The sequence below is a fragment of the Ruegeria sp. F5 genome (assembly GCF_056533845.1).
This window is the reverse complement of the sequence record NZ_JBQFOU010000021.1, coordinates 51775-70060: the sequence shown is the minus strand read 5'-3', so window position 1 is coordinate 70060 and position 18286 is coordinate 51775. Positions and strand designations below refer to the sequence as shown.

General features: G+C 54.0%; 16 protein-coding genes. 8 read left to right on the top strand and 8 right to left on the bottom strand.

Annotation, left to right across the window (positions count from 1 at the left end; genetic code table 11):
• Nucleotides 1-536: 536 nt before the first annotated feature.
• The gene (locus tag ACR0K1_RS22090; protein ID WP_480851909.1) at nucleotides 537-1367 is read left to right on the top strand and encodes an IS110 family RNA-guided transposase; all 831 of its coding nucleotides are present in this window, start codon (nucleotides 537-539) and stop codon (nucleotides 1365-1367) included.
• A gap of 247 nt (nucleotides 1368-1614) precedes the next feature.
• Here the strand turns inward: ACR0K1_RS22090 and ACR0K1_RS22085 are convergent, their stop codons facing one another.
• A complete protein-coding gene (locus ACR0K1_RS22085) occupies nucleotides 1615-4194 on the bottom strand; it encodes a helix-turn-helix transcriptional regulator (protein ID WP_480851908.1) in 2580 nt (859 codons plus the stop codon).
• A 164-nt stretch (nucleotides 4195-4358) separates the two neighbouring features.
• Here ACR0K1_RS22085 and ACR0K1_RS22080 point away from each other — a divergent pair, with 164 nt between their 5' ends.
• Nucleotides 4359-5018, top strand: coding sequence for a hypothetical protein (locus tag ACR0K1_RS22080; RefSeq protein ID WP_480851907.1), 660 nt, complete (start codon nucleotides 4359-4361; stop codon nucleotides 5016-5018).
• 45 nt (nucleotides 5019-5063) lie between these two features.
• Nucleotides 5064-5336 carry a DUF4242 domain-containing protein gene (locus ACR0K1_RS22075; RefSeq protein WP_480851906.1) on the top strand — a complete coding sequence of 91 codons (273 nt, stop codon included), beginning with the start codon at nucleotides 5064-5066 and terminating at the stop codon, nucleotides 5334-5336.
• A 290-nt stretch (nucleotides 5337-5626) separates the two neighbouring features.
• Here the strand turns inward: ACR0K1_RS22075 and ACR0K1_RS22070 are convergent, their stop codons facing one another.
• Nucleotides 5627-6538 carry a LysR family transcriptional regulator gene (locus tag ACR0K1_RS22070; RefSeq protein WP_480851905.1) on the bottom strand — a complete coding sequence of 304 codons (912 nt, stop codon included), beginning with the start codon at nucleotides 6536-6538 and terminating at the stop codon, nucleotides 5627-5629.
• An 89-nt stretch (nucleotides 6539-6627) separates the two neighbouring features.
• Between ACR0K1_RS22070 and ACR0K1_RS22065 the strand changes: the two genes are divergently transcribed.
• The 3 genes from ACR0K1_RS22065 (at nucleotide 6628) to ACR0K1_RS22055 (ending at nucleotide 11194) form a co-directional block, all read left to right on the top strand.
• The gene (locus ACR0K1_RS22065) at nucleotides 6628-7641 is read left to right on the top strand and encodes a TAXI family TRAP transporter solute-binding subunit (RefSeq protein WP_480851904.1); all 1014 of its coding nucleotides are present in this window, start codon (nucleotides 6628-6630) and stop codon (nucleotides 7639-7641) included.
• A gap of 65 nt (nucleotides 7642-7706) precedes the next feature.
• Nucleotides 7707-9623: a TRAP transporter permease gene (locus tag ACR0K1_RS22060; RefSeq protein ID WP_480851903.1), complete on the top strand. Its 1917-nt coding sequence runs from the start codon at nucleotides 7707-7709 to the stop codon at nucleotides 9621-9623.
• Nucleotides 9620-11194 (top strand): sulfatase family protein, encoded by a 1575-nt coding sequence (locus ACR0K1_RS22055; RefSeq protein WP_480851902.1) that lies wholly within the window; start codon nucleotides 9620-9622, stop codon nucleotides 11192-11194. Before ACR0K1_RS22060 ends, ACR0K1_RS22055 begins: the two co-directional genes overlap by 4 nt.
• 410 nt (nucleotides 11195-11604) lie before the next feature.
• Here the strand turns inward: ACR0K1_RS22055 and ACR0K1_RS22050 are convergent, their stop codons facing one another.
• The 4 genes from ACR0K1_RS22050 to ACR0K1_RS22035 form a co-directional block, all read right to left on the bottom strand.
• On the bottom strand, nucleotides 11605-12264 hold the full coding sequence (locus ACR0K1_RS22050) for an FMN-dependent NADH-azoreductase (protein ID WP_480616565.1): 660 nt from the start codon (nucleotides 12262-12264) through the stop codon (nucleotides 11605-11607).
• A 285-nt stretch (nucleotides 12265-12549) separates the two neighbouring features.
• Nucleotides 12550-13476: a transcriptional regulator GcvA gene (gene gcvA / locus ACR0K1_RS22045; protein WP_353011617.1), complete on the bottom strand. Its 927-nt coding sequence runs from the start codon at nucleotides 13474-13476 to the stop codon at nucleotides 12550-12552.
• 203 nt (nucleotides 13477-13679) lie between these two features.
• Nucleotides 13680-14084: a DUF4345 domain-containing protein gene (locus tag ACR0K1_RS22040; RefSeq protein ID WP_480851901.1), complete on the bottom strand. Its 405-nt coding sequence runs from the start codon at nucleotides 14082-14084 to the stop codon at nucleotides 13680-13682.
• A gap of 28 nt (nucleotides 14085-14112) precedes the next feature.
• Nucleotides 14113-14940: an NmrA family NAD(P)-binding protein gene (locus tag ACR0K1_RS22035; RefSeq protein WP_480851900.1), complete on the bottom strand. Its 828-nt coding sequence runs from the start codon at nucleotides 14938-14940 to the stop codon at nucleotides 14113-14115.
• A 137-nt stretch (nucleotides 14941-15077) separates the two neighbouring features.
• On the opposite strand from ACR0K1_RS22035, the gene ACR0K1_RS22030 reads away from it, so the two are divergent.
• Nucleotides 15078-16085, top strand: coding sequence for an AraC family transcriptional regulator (locus ACR0K1_RS22030; RefSeq protein WP_480616569.1), 1008 nt, complete (start codon nucleotides 15078-15080; stop codon nucleotides 16083-16085).
• Here the strand turns inward: ACR0K1_RS22030 and ACR0K1_RS22025 are convergent.
• Nucleotides 16052-16525, bottom strand: coding sequence for a GNAT family N-acetyltransferase (locus ACR0K1_RS22025; protein WP_480851899.1), 474 nt, complete (start codon nucleotides 16523-16525; stop codon nucleotides 16052-16054). The genes ACR0K1_RS22030 and ACR0K1_RS22025 overlap by 34 nt on opposite strands.
• Nucleotides 16526-16591: 66 nt before the next feature.
• Nucleotides 16592-17257: a class I SAM-dependent methyltransferase gene (locus ACR0K1_RS22020; protein WP_480851898.1), complete on the bottom strand. Its 666-nt coding sequence runs from the start codon at nucleotides 17255-17257 to the stop codon at nucleotides 16592-16594.
• A gap of 78 nt (nucleotides 17258-17335) precedes the next feature.
• On the opposite strand from ACR0K1_RS22020, the gene ACR0K1_RS22015 reads away from it, so the two are divergent.
• On the top strand, nucleotides 17336-18235 hold the full coding sequence (locus ACR0K1_RS22015; RefSeq protein ID WP_480851897.1) for a LysR family transcriptional regulator: 900 nt from the start codon (nucleotides 17336-17338) through the stop codon (nucleotides 18233-18235).
• Nucleotides 18236-18286 lie beyond the last annotated feature (51 nt).

Sequence of the window (18286 nt, the reverse complement as noted above, 5' to 3'; positions counted from 1 at the left end):
CACGATGAACGAGTCCAACAGACTTTCAAATTGCACTTGTTACACTACCCATCCTCAAGCACATAACGTTCGCTCGACCGTAACCCAGAGTGAAACGACGAGCCAACCCCCGAGATCAGCCCCATGATTTCGAACACTGGTGCTGGCTTGAAAACGAACCTCCGTGTCGCAGGCGGCCCAGAGCAGACCTTCATTCTGCGATCCAACGCTGCGGCGCAGCTTCCGGAAAGCTGACATGGCGTATCTGCTGAACATTCGGCTTCAAGGGTATTGAGAGCGGCTATTGTCGTATCTCGAAAACCTTGAGCTGAAGGAGAGACAACCATGAAAAACTATGTTGGCTTAGACGTGTCCCTGACCAATTGCGCAGTGTGTGTTCTGCAAGAGGATGGCACGCGCGTTTTCGAGGGTGAGTGCTCGACTGACCCGGATGAGATCATCAAGACGATTTATCTACATGCTGGCTGCGTTGAACGGATCGGCATGAGTCTGGGCCGCTGTCCATTTGGCTCTCACGCGAGCTTGATCGCCGTGGCGTGCCGGTGGTGTGTATTGACGCCCGTGCGGCACACAAAGCTCTGTCGGCACGTATGAACAAGTCAGATCGCTCGGATGCGGAGGCGTTAGCTCAGTTGGCGCGAACCGGCTGGTATCGCGAGGTACATATCAAGAGCGAGAACAGCGACCGGCTGCGCCTGCTCTTGTCAGCCCGCGAACGCCTGGTTCGCATCCGCATGGACATCGTAGGTCAGGCGCGCGGCATTTTGAAAACCTTCGGCGTCCGTCTTGGCGTTGTGCGTAAAGGACGGAGCCGACGCGACTTCCGCGATCAACTCAGCGAGATTGTTTCCGGTGATCCGATCCTCGAGGTCGTATTCGCATCGCTGATCAAGGTGCATGAAACAGTCTGCCATGAGACCACCGACCTTGATGCCGAGATCCAGAAATATGCAAAGGATTGCCCGCTGGCACGGCGCCTGACAAGCGTGCCTGGGGTTGGGCCTATCGTAGCCCTGAGCTTTATTGCCACCATTGATGACGCAACACGTTTCCGGCGTGCGGTGGATGTCGGTGCGTATCTAGGATTGACGCCGAGACGCTACCAATCAGGCGAAACCGATTGGTCCGGTCGCATTTCTAAACGCGGTGACCGAAGCATGCGCAAATTGCTTTATGAGGCTGCGAACATACTCATCCAGCGGGTCGCAAAGTTCAGCCTGTTGAAGGGTTGGGCAATGCGGCTTGTGCAACGCAAAGGGCTCAAAAAGGCGACGGTCGCGACTGCGCGCAAGATGGCGGTCATCCTGACACGGCTTTGGCGAGATGGAACCGAGTTCGCCTGGACAAAGGAGGCTTTGCCCGCATGATTTGAAACACAGAGATCCGCAAACTGTGGAAACTGGTCCTATCGGGACGGAGACTGGATGACCTCGTGATGCAAAGTCGATGCACCTCACCGGGTGACTTCGCAGCGGACTTCCAGAAGGCATCCCGTCACCAACGCCATTGTGGGGCAGTTCGTTCCACCCCGGAGAAAACCATGAGCCCGATGCGACCTAATTCTGCCCTTGAAATCGAAACCGCAGATAGAGAACTTTGCCAATGATCGCGTATTTACAGATCGAGCTCTCCGCTGCCGGCCTTTGCAGCAGCTTCGGCGCGCGTTCGGACGCCCAGTTTTGCGAGAATTGCGGAGACATGATGGTCAACGGTTTTGGCCGAGATGTACAGTTGATCTGCGATAGCTGCATTGGACAGGCCATCTTGCAAGCAATCCAAAACGTCCATTTGACGTTTTGTCAGGCCGGCTGGGTTGTTGCGTGTGGACGCGCGCGGGTTTGACGCTGCGCGAACCCCTGAGCGCGACAGCGTGGCACCAACACGTCGCGCGGCTACCGAAGCGCCGAAGTTGGTGAAGAGTTCGACTGCACGCTTGCGCAATGCCAGGTCGCCCTGAGCAAGACAGAGAGCGTGTTCGTAAGTTGCAGACCGGCAAGCCCAAGCCTCGTCGGCGCCGGCGAAGTCCCCTTGTATCTCAAGCCTGTGGCAGTCAAGGAACCCTTCGAACGACGGAGGGACGTGCTCAGGGTCGAACCGCTTGAGCCAAAGATGACAGGTTTGCACGACGTCCGGTATCGGGGCCCACTCGATCGACTTTTTCAGAAGCCCGATGGCGTTTTCCTGACCGTCCCCAGTCATCCAAGCGTGTTCTGCCATGCATTCTGCATAGGGTATGAGACGCTGTAGTTCGGTCTGATCGGAACGAAACGTATCGAGATAAGCGATCTCATTTACGTCTAAGCTCGCACCCGTTCGAACCTGGTACTTCAGTATGGCCACCGATCCGGAGTGTCGATAAAGGCCGACATCGAAGTTGTTTGCTCGGGCCAGGGCTGCGTTCGCGGAACGCCCTGCGCCCTCAAGCTCGCCCAAACCCAACTCGGCCAATGCAAGTGCACCTATAAGATAGGCCCAATAGCCATCGAGTTCATGAGATTTGCAATAGAAAACTCCCCGCGTTGCGAAGGCCTTCGCCTTGTTGAACTGACACAGATACATCTCGACATATGTCGCGTTTACGAAAGCACGGGCTGCGTGATCAACATGCCCAATGTCGAGCGCCAGTTTCAGGCTGCGGTCCATCTCACGCCTCGCACGAGATGGGTCGGTGAACTGCAGAGCGCAGGCGAGATTATTGAGAGCGTGGCTCAATATGTCAGATCGATTGAGATCCTCGGCAATTTCAATTGCGGCTTCGGCTGGCTCACGCACCAAGTGGTACTCTCGGTTCAGCATGTGAACCTGAGCTACATTTGAATATGCCATTGCCAGTTCAGGGCCATCCAAGTTCTGCAGGACTTCGACCGCTGCTCGGGCATCGCGTCGTGCCGGCTCGAACTCTCCTGCTGACCAATGAAAACGCGACCGCAGTCGGAGACCGTTGCCCTTACGTAGCCGATCACCGTTTGCAACGTGAATGTCCAAAGCCCGGTTCTGGTAATCAATCGCATCGGAGTCGACTCCAACAAGATAGCAAGCATAGGCAGCGTCTTCGAGAAGACTGGCAGGGGCGCTGGTTCCTAATACATCGACGGCCAGGCGATAAAATTCCTGCGCTTCGCGGCGGGCACCAAGCTTTGCTGCTTCATCCGCAGCCTCGACCGCGAGCTGGCGCACTGCCCTGTCGTTTTGGGCCTCGCGGGCATGATACAAGAGGCGCGACGGTGTCGTTTCGCCTTGTGCTTCAAGGAGTTCAAGCAGCCTTTCATTCAGTTCCATTCTCCGGTCAGGACGCATCTCGGAGAGGATGGCGCGGCGCGCTAGAACGTGCCGAAACGAGACTAAAGCTCCTTCTCCAACCAGAAAACCGCCGTCGATGCAGGTGTCTATCGCGCTGGTGACATCGCTTGCGAGTAAGTCACTTAGCAACGCGCGGCTCACGCTTCTTGGAAAGATGGCAACGGTTTCAAGCACATTCCGCGCCGCATGAGACAGGCGATCTGCGCGGGCGAGCACTGCCTCCAGCACTGTCGGCGAAGCATCATCGTCACCAGCGTAAAGCAGCTCTGTCACAAAAAAGGCATTACCGGCGGTCACTGCGTTGAACCTTTGCGGATCCTTGCCCGCCTCAATCGCCAGCCGCGCCACGGTCGCCTCAGAGATGGGCTTCAAGTCAATGCGCCGCACATCTTGAGAGACGGCATCACCTATGATCCGCCGAACGTTTGTGCGCCCTTTGGCTTCGTCTGTCCGCGCGGTGAGGACAATCATGACCCTTGTTCCAGCAACCCGTCTTGTCAGGTATCGAAGAAAATCGACCGTCGCGTCATCAGCCCAATGAACATCCTCGACAAAGATCACAGTCGGCATCGACTGTGCGATTGCTCTTTGGAGCACTTCAGAGAAAGCACTCAAGCGTTCACTAGAGTCACTCAGGCTCTCAGGCAGATCGACGCCTGTTTCCCGAGCCAGGTCGCGAAGAACGCTGAGTGGTTCGGCAATCCCAAGATCGTCACAGAACCCGCTTAGCGCCCGAATGTCGGTACCAGCGCCATTCAGAAAGGCACGCACGAGGCTGGATTTTCCAATTCCCGCCTCTCCCAGTACAGCGACCACAATCCCTTGGCCGCGTCTAGCGCGGTCTAGAAGTGTTGAGAGCTCTGAAAGCTCCTTTTCGCGTTCAACCAATTCCATAGGCGACTTTCCGAAAGGAATACTAGCGCCCATTCAAATAAATAGGGACCGAAAAATAGGGAACGGTGAAACGGAAAATAGGGAAGCTTCCCGACGCGATGGTATCAAAGACCTGCGAGATTGAGGGAAGCCAAAAACCAAGTTCAATCGAATTGGAGCTGCAGATGCTGAAAGAATTCCCAAAAACCCATTTGCGCCGACGCATGCTCGGCGGACCTTTGGCCCGAAAACCCCTACGCCTCAAACTTGCCATGCAGCGGCAATACACATCACTTCTGGACCGTGAAATCGCAGCCGCGTCTGGCGAAATCGTGCAGGAGCGGGAAGACTGGGGGGATGCTTTTGTCGATTACGGCCACGTCATAAGTTTTGACAAAGGCGAGACGCGCGCGATCCGCGCCTTGGCGATGCATGACGGGACCCTGTTCTGGCTTGTGCGGAAAACCGGCACGGCCAGAGAAATCCATTCAGACCGTCCGGACCCGCTTGCAGCCATCGAACAGGCCGAAGCCGCATGGCGAGCCCGCAAACTTGTGCGCCGAAACTGGGAAGCTGTTCAGGAGTTGGCCCGCGACCTCCTGTTAGGCCGGAGACGCTTCCGTGTCCGGCTCGAGGATGCGCATGCGTCACCTCTCTGCTCGATGGGCATCGCGGCGTTTATGCGCCGGATGTGCATATCGCAAATCACTGAAACCCCCGGCTGGTTCGCGGCGGTCCTCATGCGGATCGATCCTCAGGTCGGCTTTGTGATCCATCAGGCATACCTGAGAGAAACGCGAAGCACCGAGCTTTCGGGAATGGTTGGTTTGTCCACCGCGCCCTGAACACCTTTCACGAAACTCAAACAAACCCGAAGAAGGAGAAGACCAATGAAGAAGTACGTTATCGAACGCGAGATCCCCGGCGTCGGCGACATGAACGAAGGAGAAATCAGCGGAGCGGCAAAAGCATCGAACGACGCGCTCGACAAGCTCGCGCCCAAGGTTCAATGGCTTCACTCATATGTCACGCCGTCAAAGACATTCTGCATATACCTTGCTGAAAATGAACAAGCGATCCACAAACACGCCGAACTCTCTGGCTTCCCGGCCAACGCGGTGACAGAAGTATCCCAGATCATTGATCCAACAACGGCGAGTTGAAGCCCACGGTGTGGGGCTTTGGGAAGCTTTTGCGATGACTGACACCTCGACAGGTGATCGCTGGGGCCGCTTGCAAGGGCGGCCCAAAGCCGACCTTGAGCATCGCGTTCAAACGCTGCGTCTGCAGCCCGCATTGCGGACATTCGTTTCGTCCACAAAACTTGACACCAGTTGAACCAACGGTGCTTGTGACAAAACGGGTTGTGCAAATTGCTCGAGAATTATTTCGGAGTAAAAGAATACGCTTTTTGCAAAACGCAGATAGTGCGGTCTCGTAAAACGCTCCAAGCTCAGACAGGAAAATGAACTGCAAGCGATTTCTTGAGTGTGTGTAAGAAGCGATCTTCAATTCTGCTTGCGGAAACTCCTGCGCGCCGAATGACCCCTAGAGGCCGATGAAATTGCTGATGATCGAAATTCAAAAAGAGCAGTCGGTCTTCCAAGTATGGTGCGGTCGTCGCCCTCGGCATAGTCGTAATCAAATCGGTTTCGGAAACGATCTCCAGGACGGATCGAATGGAGTCTGTTTCGCAGCCGATCCGCATGGAGCGAACACCTGAGGCAATCATGGCTGATTCGGTTTGTTGACGCAGCAAACTCCCCCGAGAGTGCGCAAGCCAAATCTGCACTTCGAGATCTGACGCCATGACCCGTTTAAGAGCGGTCAGGGGATGACCTGTCCGACACATTACCGCGACACCGTCGTCGATGAGTTCTTCGAACTCCAGTCCATCCACAGGTTCAGCCAAGCTTTCAGGACCGAACACGAGGTCGACTTCACCTCGCTCGAGCAACGTCCGAAGTTCATGAACAAGCCCAGTCCTGATTTCGACACTGCAATTGGGATTTGCCTTGATAAATTGCGCCAGAGCATCGCTTAGGAAACGCCCTGAAACGATCGGAGGCGCGCCAATTCGCAATTCACCGATCGAGCCATTCGTAGACTGGTCTGCAAGAATACCGGCTTGCTCTTCCGCCAATCGGATGGCCAACCCGTTTCGCGCCAGTCTAAGTGCCAAATTGTTTGGAATAGACCGCCGCCCCACTTTCTGAAAAAGCTGTGTACCCAGTCGATTCTCTAACGCTTTCATGTTCCGGCTAAGTGCTGGCTGCGTGGTACCCAACCGGCTTGCGGCAGACTGATAGGAACCGGCTTCGACGATAACAGAGAGCTGGGCGAGATGCTTGGGGTCAAGTTTCATATCTAATTGTTATGTATAAGGCATAAAGTTTGATTATTCCATATAGTTTTATACTGCTAAATTAGTCAGCAATTGACTGGGAGGAGTCCATGTTTCTATTCAAATCGTTGGGTCGTACGCTTGCGGCGGCGACCTTTGCTTTCGCGGCCGCAAATGCCGGATCGGCTGAGATATTCAAAGGAGAGACAGCAGGTGTTGGTGATCCGGTCCACACAGTGTTCGTTGCGTTCTCGAACCAAGCGGGTAAGTCCGGTGTCGAAATTCAGGTCAACGCAGGTCAGACACTGACCAAGTCGATGCTGAGGGGCGCAAAAGGTGAGATCGACTTTTTCTCGACCGTGCCATCGTTGGTCAATCTCATGGCTGGCCAAAAACGGATGTACGAAAAAGTCGAGGGTGCGCCCGAACTCTCCAAGAACATCCGCGCAATCCTTGGTTTCAAGGCTGGAGCTTATCACCCTGTTACGCTGGCAGGTTCAGGGATTGAAACTTGGGACGATATCAAAGGTAAAACCGTTTTCACGGGGCCGCCGGCCGGGTCTGCATCGGCGACGTCTGAGGCGCTGATCAAGAACATCACAGGCTATGTTGCTGGAGAAGACTACCAAGCCGTGCGGCTCGGCTGGGGCGAAGGCTATGCAGCACTTGCCGACGGTAAAATAGATATGATGGTACGGCCTGCCGAGATCGGTTCCGCCAACATTGAACGCTTTGGTCTGTCGGGTGAATTCCGCGTCCTGTCCATCCCCGAGGATAAAGTTTCCAGCGACGAAATGCAGGCGCTGTTCGGACGACCGGGCCGAGGCATGATGCAATTCAATGGCGACGTCTACAAAGGGCAACTGACCGACGGCGAGATTACAGCTTTGGGCTTTACACAGTTTGTGGGTACACACGCGGATGTTTCCGACGACGTGGTTTACAACGCCACCAAGGCCTTTTGGGAAAATTTGGACGAAGTGCACGCAACCGCGTTCTTCCTCAAGGACGTGACCAAAGATACGGCCTTTACTTCGATCAACGTGCCGCTGCACCCCGGTGCCCTGCGTTACTACGACGAAGCCGGCTTCGAAGTTCCAGACGACCTTCGCCCCGGCTCCTAAGGCTTACATCAGGCCAACGCACTGGCCTGGCGTATCCCCTTTCCTTTTGGATGAGAGATGCTCCGATGACTGATGCGGTTTCCATCACCCGTGTCTCAATGAGACTATTCGCCCTGGCCTCGATGGCCGCGTGCTGTGCACTCGGCCTGATCACACTCTACTCATCCGGCGTGGGTTTGATCGACCCCAAGATTCACCGGGCCGCCGGTTTTGCGCTAGCCCTGATCGTTGCCGTTGCGGTCTCGCAAAAGCGTCAGTCGATCTATGGGGAGCTAAGCAGCGCGCGTGTCCTGATCGATATCGCCCTTATCGTTGTTGGGATGTGGGCGATCTGGTCTTTCTATTTCGTACAGACCGAGATGGAAACGGCGCTTTACGACGTGACTACAAAAGATGCATGGCCGGCGTTGGCAGGATTGGCAGTATTCCTTGAACTGTGCCGCCGCCTTTGGGGATGGGGATTGTTTGCGGTTGGCACGCTTGGCGTCATCTACCTTTTGTTTGGGCAGGACTTACCGGGCATTATGGCGCATGCAGGTTTCTCTCTAAGAGAAGTGGCCGAGGCGCTTTGGTACAACACCAACAAGGGCGTGTTCGGTTCGATCACAAACATCGTTCTCAGCACCGTATTCGTGTTCATCATTTTTGGGGTGTTGCTCGAAGGAACCGGTGCTGGCGACACTCTTCTGAAATTCGCTTTCCTTGCCACCAGGCGTACACGTGGCGGTCCGGCGCACGCCGCCATTCTAGCATCGTCCATGTTTGGCACGATGTCGGGGTCAACAGTGGCCAATATCGTGGGTACCGGTACATTCACTATCCCAATGATCAAGAAACGGGGCTTTTCGCCCACATTTGCAGCTGGGATCGAGGCCACTGCCTCATCCGGAGGGCAAATCATGCCGCCGATCATGGGCGCAGCAGCTCTGGTCATGGCGGATTTGACCGGCGTTGGGTACCTGAACATCATTATCGCAGCCTTGTTCCCGGCACTGTTTTACTATTTCAGTTTGTTTGCTGCCGTGACGGTTGAGGCGCGCCGTCAAGGTATCGAGGTTCAACCCATGACCGTTGACGATCAGATCACCCGCATAGACCTAATAAACTCCGTCCTGTTCGTCGGGCCTATTCTTGTCGTGATCGGTTCTCTGCTAGCGGGATTGTCCACCTCTGCCGCAGGATTCTACGCCGTTGTGGTTCTCCTGGTATTGTCTGCGATCAACCCAGAAGTTCGAGCCGATCCAAAGCGTATCTGGGATTCGTTTCTCAAAGGTGCGGAATCGGGCGCACTGCTTTTGATCGCCATCGCCGCAATCGGTATTCTGGTCGGGTCGCTCGACAGTACCGGCCTTGGCCTCAAACTGGCCAATGTTATTGCTACGATCCGCGGAGAAAGTCTGTTCTCGGCGCTGCTGGTCGCGATGGTAGGGGCTCTGGTTCTTGGGATGGGCATGCCCACACTACCCGCTTATCTGATTATCATACTTGTGATGGGCCCTGCCATTCAGGAACTGGGTGTTTCGATGCTGACCGCGCACATGTTCGTCTTCTATTACGGCGTTGCCTCATCCCTGACACCCCCCGTTGCCATCGCGGCCTATGCAGCAGCCCCTATCGCGCAGGCCAATCCTTTGATGACAGCCTTCATGTCGTTCCGGCTTGGCATGGCAAAGTTCATCATACCCTTTGTCTTTGCTTTCTATCCGACCATCCTGATTATCGAGCAATTCAGTCTATTTCCTTTCCTTTGGATCGTTGCTCGCACCTGCTTTTGCATTTGGCTATTCTCATCGGCCTTGTCGGGTTTCGACAGACGCAAGCTGACCATCCCTGAAATCGTTGTGCGTTTTGGTACTGCATTTGCCTGCCTCGCGACTGATCCGTTGATCCAGGTTCTGGCCATTGGCATCGGAATGGCGCTGGTCGCATATGACTTCATGGCAGGTCGATCCACGCCCGAAACTTCAAAGGCATCCCAATGAGCAAACGACCAAATTTCCTGTTCATCATTACGGATCAGCATCGAGCGGATCACTTGGGCTGTTATGGCAATGACACTGTTCAAACACCCAACATCGACAGTCTCGCGGCGAAAGGCACGCGCTGGGATAGGTTCTATGTTGCCAATCCCATCTGTATGCCCAACCGCGCATCCATTATGACCGGGCGCATGTGTTCAGTGCATGGTGCACGCCACAACGGCATTCCCCTGTCAAAGGATCACACCACCTTTGTCGAGCTTTTGCGCGATGCCGGGTACAACACCGGTCTGATCGGCAAATCCCACCTACAGAGTTTTACCGGTTTGCCCGCCACTAATCAGTTCGAGCCACAGGACGGTTTGACAGCACCATCCGTCGCTCTGCGGGACGCCTACAAAAACAACAGGCATTCATCTGACTACGATCTTGAAGTCGCGCCCAAATGGGACAGACCGCTGTCCGAGCGTTTGACAGGCGATTTTTACGGGTTTGATCATGTAGAGGTTACTGCCGATCACGGCGACCAGGCCTCGGGTGACTATCTGCTGTGGGCCCGTACACAGCGGCCTGACTTTGATAATTTGACCGGTCCTGACAACGCGTTGCCGAACAATCGGATCAATGCGCCTCAAGCCTGGCGGACGGCTGTGCCGGAAGAACTTTACTCCACCTCATGGATTGCCGATCGGACCGAAGCCTGGCTAACCGAACAGGCACAGCAGGACGCGCCATTCTTTCTGCAAATGTCTTTCCCGGATCCGCATCACCCGTTCACCCCGCCTGGGCGGTATTGGGATATGTATGATCCGGCAGAGATGGCGTTGCCCCTCTCGTTTGGTCATGGTGATCTGCCACCGATCAAAGCCATGAAAGAGGCGATGGCACAGGGAACAGATCCGCGTGACAGCCAGAACCCTTTTGCTGTAAGCGAGGATGAGGCTCGCGCGATTATAGCGCTAACCTATGGGATGATCACCATGATCGATGATGCCATCGGTCGGGTGCTGGCCCGGCTTGAGGCATTGGGGCTAGCAGAAGACACTGTGGTGATTTTCACCTCGGATCACGGCGACTATATGGGCGATCACGGGCTGATGCTAAAGCTCTTGCTGCACTACCAAAGCATCATCCGCGTACCGTTCATCTGGAAAGACCCCAAAGCAAATCAGGCTGTAGTTGATACCGGCTTAGGTTCTTCGATCGACATTGCAGCAACAATTCTGTCCCGCGCGGGCATACAAGCCTTTAATGGTATTCAGGGGCGCGATTTGCTCACATCAAAGCCCCCAAAGGCCATTCTTGTTGAAGAGGACAGCCAGCGAACAATGACCGGTTTCGATCGGCCACAGCGAGTGCGAACTGTGGTAACGGACAGATACAGAATGTCACTGCGCGAGGGTGAAGATTGGAACGAACTTTACGACTTGGAAAATGACCCTCACGAGTTGCGAAACTTGTTCGACGATCCATCAGCAGAAATAAGTAGTGTTCGCCAAAGTGTCATGGAAACGATGCTTCGAAGAATGATAACCTTGCAGGACCGGGCACCTCTTCCTGCATATCGTGCCTAAAATCGCTGATAGAAATCAAACGGCCCAGAGCCGACCTTGAGCGACGGCGCCCGATGCTGCGATTGCAGCCCGCTTTCCGGACATTCGCTGCGAAAGCAAAATACACGCAAATCGAATTGGCGAAACGCGAACAAATCTGCCGTTAAAACACAACATAGCAAAGTCCGCATTTGAACCTGGAGTTCGAATACGGAGATGTTGTTTCAAGAGATTGGTTTAAACTGTCTGCCAATCCGAAATGAAGGTTTACAACTACATTCACTGCCGTTGTGAAATTTTAGCGACTTGAACCACTCAAGTAAGGGCGCAGGACATAACCACTTGCTTCACACACCTTGAGCTGTGATCAGTTGGGAATTTAGAACCTCTTCGTTTCGTCAGGTTCTACTTTCCAAAAAACTGGCCCGCGACTAGGCTAGCTCACGAGCAATGTGACGTGCCTGGGCCCGAGCTGAGGCGACCGAGGCTTCGTGACGCTCATCAGCGAATTCCTGGTACTCGGCCGCAGCTTCAAACATGCGTTCTGCTCCCAGGTACTGGCGCAATGTGCTGATGTGCGCAGAAAGGTGACCCGAGTCATGGCGAACCCCACCGTCCTCAAAACCGAATTCACCAGCCGAGGTCAGCAGCACCAAGGTTTTGCCTGACATGATCGGTTCCAAAGGGAAGTCGCCACGCGCCAAATCAAACGTGAATGTCTTATTGATCCGGATGATCTGATCAAACCAAGCCTTCAGGGCTGCGGGCATGCCGTAGTTGTACATGGGCGTCGAAATCAGCAGGATGTCGGAGCGGTCGAGCTCGTCAATCAGCGTGTCAGACAAGCTAACCAAAGCGTTCTGTTCAGGAGTGCGTTCCTCTTCCGCAGTGAAAACGGACGCGATCCAATCGTTGGAAATAAAATCCGGCGGGGTCACTCCGACGTCACGCAGAATGATTTCGACGTCCGGATCAACCGTTTTCCATTCTTCTACGAAACTATCCGCCAAAGCGCGGGAAATGGAGTTATAGGCCGAAACGGGGTTGTCGGTGCGGCGTACGCTGGCGTCAATTCTCAGGATTGTGGTCATCTTGTCACCTAGTCAGTTTGCAATGAACCATTCAAAGGTGAAGCCAGGGGCGCGCAGGTACAAATGAAGAGAATTCTGAATAGAGTGAACTGACCTCAGCCATCTCTAATCGCCAAAATTTCTTTTTAAGATGAGACGCCGTCGCAAGTACATCCGCGTCCCTGTTGGGAAAGGCTAAAACTTTGCATGCGCAAAAACTCCTGATTAGGGGTTTAGAAACGCATGCTTCTCGGCAATTTAGAAATGACAAAAATTCAAGCGAAGGATTAGATCGTTGCGAACGCGCTAATCTTCAAAAAACCTTTGACCGACGGCGCTGTCGCGAAACTCATCCGCTTGATCCAATAGCCATTCCCGGAACACACGAACGCGTGCACGATTGGCGTAAGTTTCCGGGCAGACGAGAAAATAGCTCTTGTTCTTCAATGCAGTGTCAAAGGGGGCGACCAGCATATTGCGTTCCAGAAAACGCGCGGCGGCCAAAAGGCTGACCAGGGCCACACCATGACCATCGCTTGCCGTCAGCAAGCAGATGTGTTCGTCGGAATAGGTGACATAGGGCTCGACATCGCCAGTCTGCAAGCCAGCCGCGTCCATCCAGCGCTCCCAACTCGGATCCGCATCGGAAAACCCGCTCCATTGGTATTCGATCAGACGAGATTTCAGAAGATCTTCGGTGGAACTCAGTGACTTCGCCTTTTCCACGCTGCAGACAGGGGCTACCCAGTCATTCAAGACCCAAGCCACATTGCTGTCAGGATAATCGCCAAAGCCATACCGAATGGCCACATCCACATCGCTGGACTTGAAATCCACCAGCTGATCGCTTGACAGAACCCTTACCGAAATCTCCGGGTATTTCTCGTAAAAGCCTCGCAGCCGCGGGCTAAGCCAGTTGGCGGCAAAGGACCCGGTGGTTGAGATTGTCAATGTGCCCGCAAGGTCGTCTTCCTCCAACGCGAGAGAGGCAGCTTCGATGTTCTTGAAAGCCTCAATAATGTGGGGCGCGTAATTTGCCCCATCCTCCGTCAGTTTCAAGGCGCGGGTCAGCCGGTGGAACAGGGGCACCCCAAGTTGATCCTCCAGCGATTTGATCTGATGGGAAATGGCAGTCGGAGTGACGCATAATTCATCGGCGGCATCCTTGAAACTCAGATGTCGGCAGGCTGCTTCGAAGGCCTGAATGCTTTTCAACGACGGTATCTTCGCCATGACGCGCGGCTTTGCTCTCCTGATGCGACGCTATTTCGTCGCTCTACTCTAACCCGATTGCCAGTTGACATGTGGACGAAAATCTCACCGGTGAGGTGAAAACATCTAATTTGAGAAGATAGGGGACCAAGGTAGAGCTTTCGGTTCTTCATGTCCGTAATCTTCTGCGCGCGGACTGTGTCCGCTTTGCGGGCAAAGCCGTCTCAGGCCGGCGCTGCAGATTTCGCATTTCCACCGACAACCCACAAACACAACACCGCAAGCAAAACCTCTATCGCAAATGCGGCAAGAATGTTTTCGGATGGCCAACCATCGAGGACGAAACTGATTGTCCTGCCCACGGCGAAAGCTGAGAAAACCGTAGCCCCAAGCAAGGCTGAGGCCTGGACCAACTTTTGGTAAAATGCTCCGCACAAAATGATCAGGCCAAGTACCGCGAGGTTTGCAGCAGGTGCACGCAACTCACTCATCAGGTTTGGCTGCGGCGAGAGTGAGATGCCGTAGTTGGCGTAGAAAGACTGTGGGTCCAGAGTGATGGCCAGACCTATGGCGAATGCAACTAATCCGGACATGCCCAGGATAAGTCTGCCTCTAAGTTCAAGATTCATGTTTGTCTCCAATGTCCTTTGGCCTGGCTTAAGCGGCTTTGATCCACGCGCCAGACATTTCAGCTTTGTTTGCGAAGTCGGCGAAGTCGCGTGGCGCGCGTCCAAGCGCACGCTGGACCCCGTCCGCGAGGTTCGCATTGCGCCCGTCCAGCGTTTCACGCGCGATGTCCGTAATCACATCAGCAATCATCTCGCCATTCGCATGCGCGATTTCCGCGTGGAAGTCTTCGAATGAAATTGGCAGGTATTGCACAGCCCTGCCCATGGCGCGCGAAAGCTCTGCGGCCATGTCGGCAAACGTCATGAGACGTGGTCCCGTGACCTCGTACAGTTTGCCATCGTGTCCTTCTTCTGTCAAAGCAGCTACGGCAACATCGGCGATGTCGTCCACATCGATGATTGGTTCGCGTACATCGCCGGCGGGCATCGGCAAGACACCTTCCATGACCGGACCAAGCAAGGCCCCTTCAGAGAAGTTTTGCGCAAACCATGCTGCACGAACGATAGTGAACGGAACTCCGGAATTGCGTACGACTGCTTCCGCTCGTTCCGCATGAAACTCGCCACGCCCGGTTAGCAGCACAAAACGCCGTAGTCCCTTTTCACGAGCCAATGCTGTGAAGGCTTCGACTTGCTCAACCGCGCCTGGAAAAGCGATGTCAGGAAAGTAAGAAATATAGGCAGACGAGACGCCTTCCAGAATTGCGGGCCAGGTCTCCGGTTGATCCCAGTCAAATGGCGTTTCACTGTTCCGCGATGCGCGCCGGACTGCCTGCCCTTTTTCTTCCAGACGTGTCGCGATCCGCGATCCGGTTTTGCCTGTCGCGCCAAGTACAAGTATGGGTTGCTGTGTCATTGGTTATCTCCATGAGTTCACTTGATGGCCCGATATTAGGCAATCAATAGAGATGTTCTATTCTTTATAATCCGATATTCTTATTCAATCGTCCAAAATATGTAGACGAAGAGCTAAATTTCAGCCAAGGTCCCCGCATGAACAAAGTTGAACCACATGTCCCTGACCCAGATGCACTGGCACAGCCGATCGGCGATCCGCTGGGGGAAATCCTCCATTTGCTGAAATTGACAGGTACATTCTATTGCCAGTCTCGCATGACTGCACCATGGGGCGTATCGATACCGGGATTTGCCGGCGTACTGAGCTTTGCGGTCATCACACACGGGCGGTGCTTGATGAAGGTCGGTGACGATGACCCGTTCGAGGTCGAAAAAGGCGATCTGGTCTTGATGACCAACGGAGCACCGGTCGGTTTCTTTAGCTCAGAAGACACTCCGCTTTTGACGCTGGAGGAGTTGCCCATTCGCAAGTTAACCGAGCTTTATGAAACACTGGAATACGGCGGCGGCGGCGCGGAGACGGGCATCATGTACGGCTTGGTCCGAATAGATCACACCGCCAGTGATATGTTGATGCGCTTGCTTCCGGATGTACTCAAAATCGACCCTTGGGAGGAAGACGCCGGAAGCTGGTTACAGGCAACTTTGCAATTCATCGCAAAAGAGGCGCGGGAATTGAGACCGGGCGGCGAAACCGTGATCACGCGACTGGCAGATGTGGTTGTCATTGAGGCCATTCGTCGTTGGCTGAACAGCGCACCCGATGCAGATCGAGGCTGGTTAAAAGCTGCGCGAGACCCGCAGATCGGGTGCACGATAGTCGCGATTCACCGTACGCCTGCTGCGGCTTGGACAGTCGAGTCCCTCGCGGAGGTTGCTGGTATGTCCAGATCCGCTTTCGCGGCACGGTTTACTGAGTTGGTAGGCGTTCCAGCAATCCAGTATCTTGCAACGTGGCGTATGCACCTGGCCAGCGAAAGGTTGGTGTCCACCGATCAACCTATCTCGCAGATTGCCGCTGACATCGGATACTTGTCAGAGCCTGCGTTCAACAAAGCCTTCAAACGGGTGTTTGGCGCACCACCGGGAAAAATCAGGAAGAACGGAGTTTACTCCGTATCCAGGCGAAACTTGAGAAACTGAGCATCTTCATATTCGATCTCGCCGATGTGTTTGGCACCGAGTTTCCGGAGCGCACCCAGATTTTTTCTACTTGGTGGCAGCAGAAACGTGACAAAGGGGATACGTTTGTCAGCAATCGCAAAGTCGATTGCCATTTTGGAAATCCGTTTCCCAAGGCCAAAGGCGTCGGGCCGCAAAACCAACCCAAAATCCCACTCGTCACCTTCTTTTTGAAAGCCCCCCCAACCAACATACCGACCGCCTGACAAAAACGCCCAATGTCCAAGACCGTCCCGTGTCCAGTAGCCCTCCTTCTTGGCGATAAAATCTCTTGCGACGTCAACATTCCATTTGAACGTCAAAAGCGGCATATGCTCTGCTACCCGAGGGTCGGACATATGAACCGCAATGTCTTTCGGATCGATTTCCGAAAGGCGTGCAAATGAAATCCCATCTTTCATAATTATACTCTTTTAATGGCCCGAGCTGTCCCTTGCATGCAAAGTAATTATGGCGCGAATACTGTTTCACAGCTTTCTCGCGACAATGTACCGGCTCGGCAATAACCCGGCTTGATCCGCTGTCTCGACGATATTGAAGCCCGCAAGTTCTATGGCATGCTGGAGTTCAGCTACGGATACAAAATTTACGAACGGAGCTTTCCCGAGCACCTGCATAATCGGGATCGCTATTCGGCTGATTATGCCATATTTGAACCCTCCACTCTCTGGAGCGCAGACGGTTTTGGAAATGAATACCCCACCGGGTTTTGTAAGGGTCGCAATGTGTTCGAGTGCATGGCCCATATCGGGTACAAGGTGCAGTAGATTATGAGCGAGGACAGCGTCGTAAGAACCGTCGTTAGGATCGTGCTGCAGAACCTCGGCCACATTGAACGTTACATTCTCCAGCTCTTCTTCAGCGAGTTTTTCGTTAGCGATTTCGATCATTCCCGGTGCGAGATCGGAGGCAATGACTTGAGCCACATGTGGTGCCAGTAGCAACGCGGTTGACCCCGTCCCACATCCGATTTCCAGCACGCTGTCTTCGGCTTTCAGGTAGGACTTTGTACGTTCAAGCGTTTTCAGATACCCTTCCATATTTCGGATAGGATCAGCCGCATATTTGCGCGAAATCTTGCTCCAAAATGCAGCATCTTTGGACAATGCAGCCATATCGTTTCTCTTTTCCATTGGTGTCACCGCAGCCAATATCTTAAAACGCCGATTTATTAAATTGCCAGATATTGCAGAACTGTTATGCATTAATGCATGAAATGGAAGGCTATCAACTTCGATTGGAACCAAGCTCGGTCCTTTCTTGCAACGGCAGAAGAAGGCTCGTTTTCTGCCGCGGCGCGCGTGCTTGAACAGACCCAGCCAACCGTCGGTCGTCAGGTCGCCGCGCTGGAACAGGCGCTTGGCGTCACCTTGTTTGAAAGGGTTGGCAAGTCGCTTAATCTGACAACAGCCGGTACTGAGCTTTTGGTGCATGTCAGTGAAATGGCAAATGTCGCGAACAGAATTTCTCTGACCGCAACAAGCCAGTCACAAGCAGTTGAAGGGCAAGTCAGGATCACTGCTTCCGACGTGATGTCAGCCTATCAGCTACCGCCTATTCTCAAACAGATCAGGCTCGCGGCACCGCGGCTTGAGATCGACGTTGTCGCAGCAAATGACATACGAGACATACAGCGGCGCGAGGCAGATATCGCAATTCGGCATGTGCGCCCGACAATGCCGGACCTGATTGCAAAGCTCGTGGCAGAAGCGACGGCACACTTTTACGCTGCCCCTTCATACCTCGAACAGGTTGGGCGACCACGAAATGAAGACGAACTTGCTAAGTTGGATTTCGTCTGCTTTGGCGATGTTGACACGATGATTGGATTTCTCAATCCGGCTGGAATCGAAGTAACCCGCAAGAATTTTCGGATTGGATCGCAGAGCGGTATAGTGTCATGGGAGCTTGTGCGCCAAGGCTTCGGCATCAGTGTTATGTCAGACGATGTGGCGGCCCTGACACCCGGTGTGGAGCGTGTTCTCCCCGAACACGAGCCATTCAAGTTTCCTATCTGGTTGGCCACACACTCTGAGTTGCAAACAGCGCGAAGGATCAGGTTGGTATTCGATCAGCTTGCAGACCATCTCGGCTCGCGGACAAATTATTGAACGTGAGTTGGTCTGGTGTCGTGAACTGGAGTCTGCTTCGGGCTCAATGCA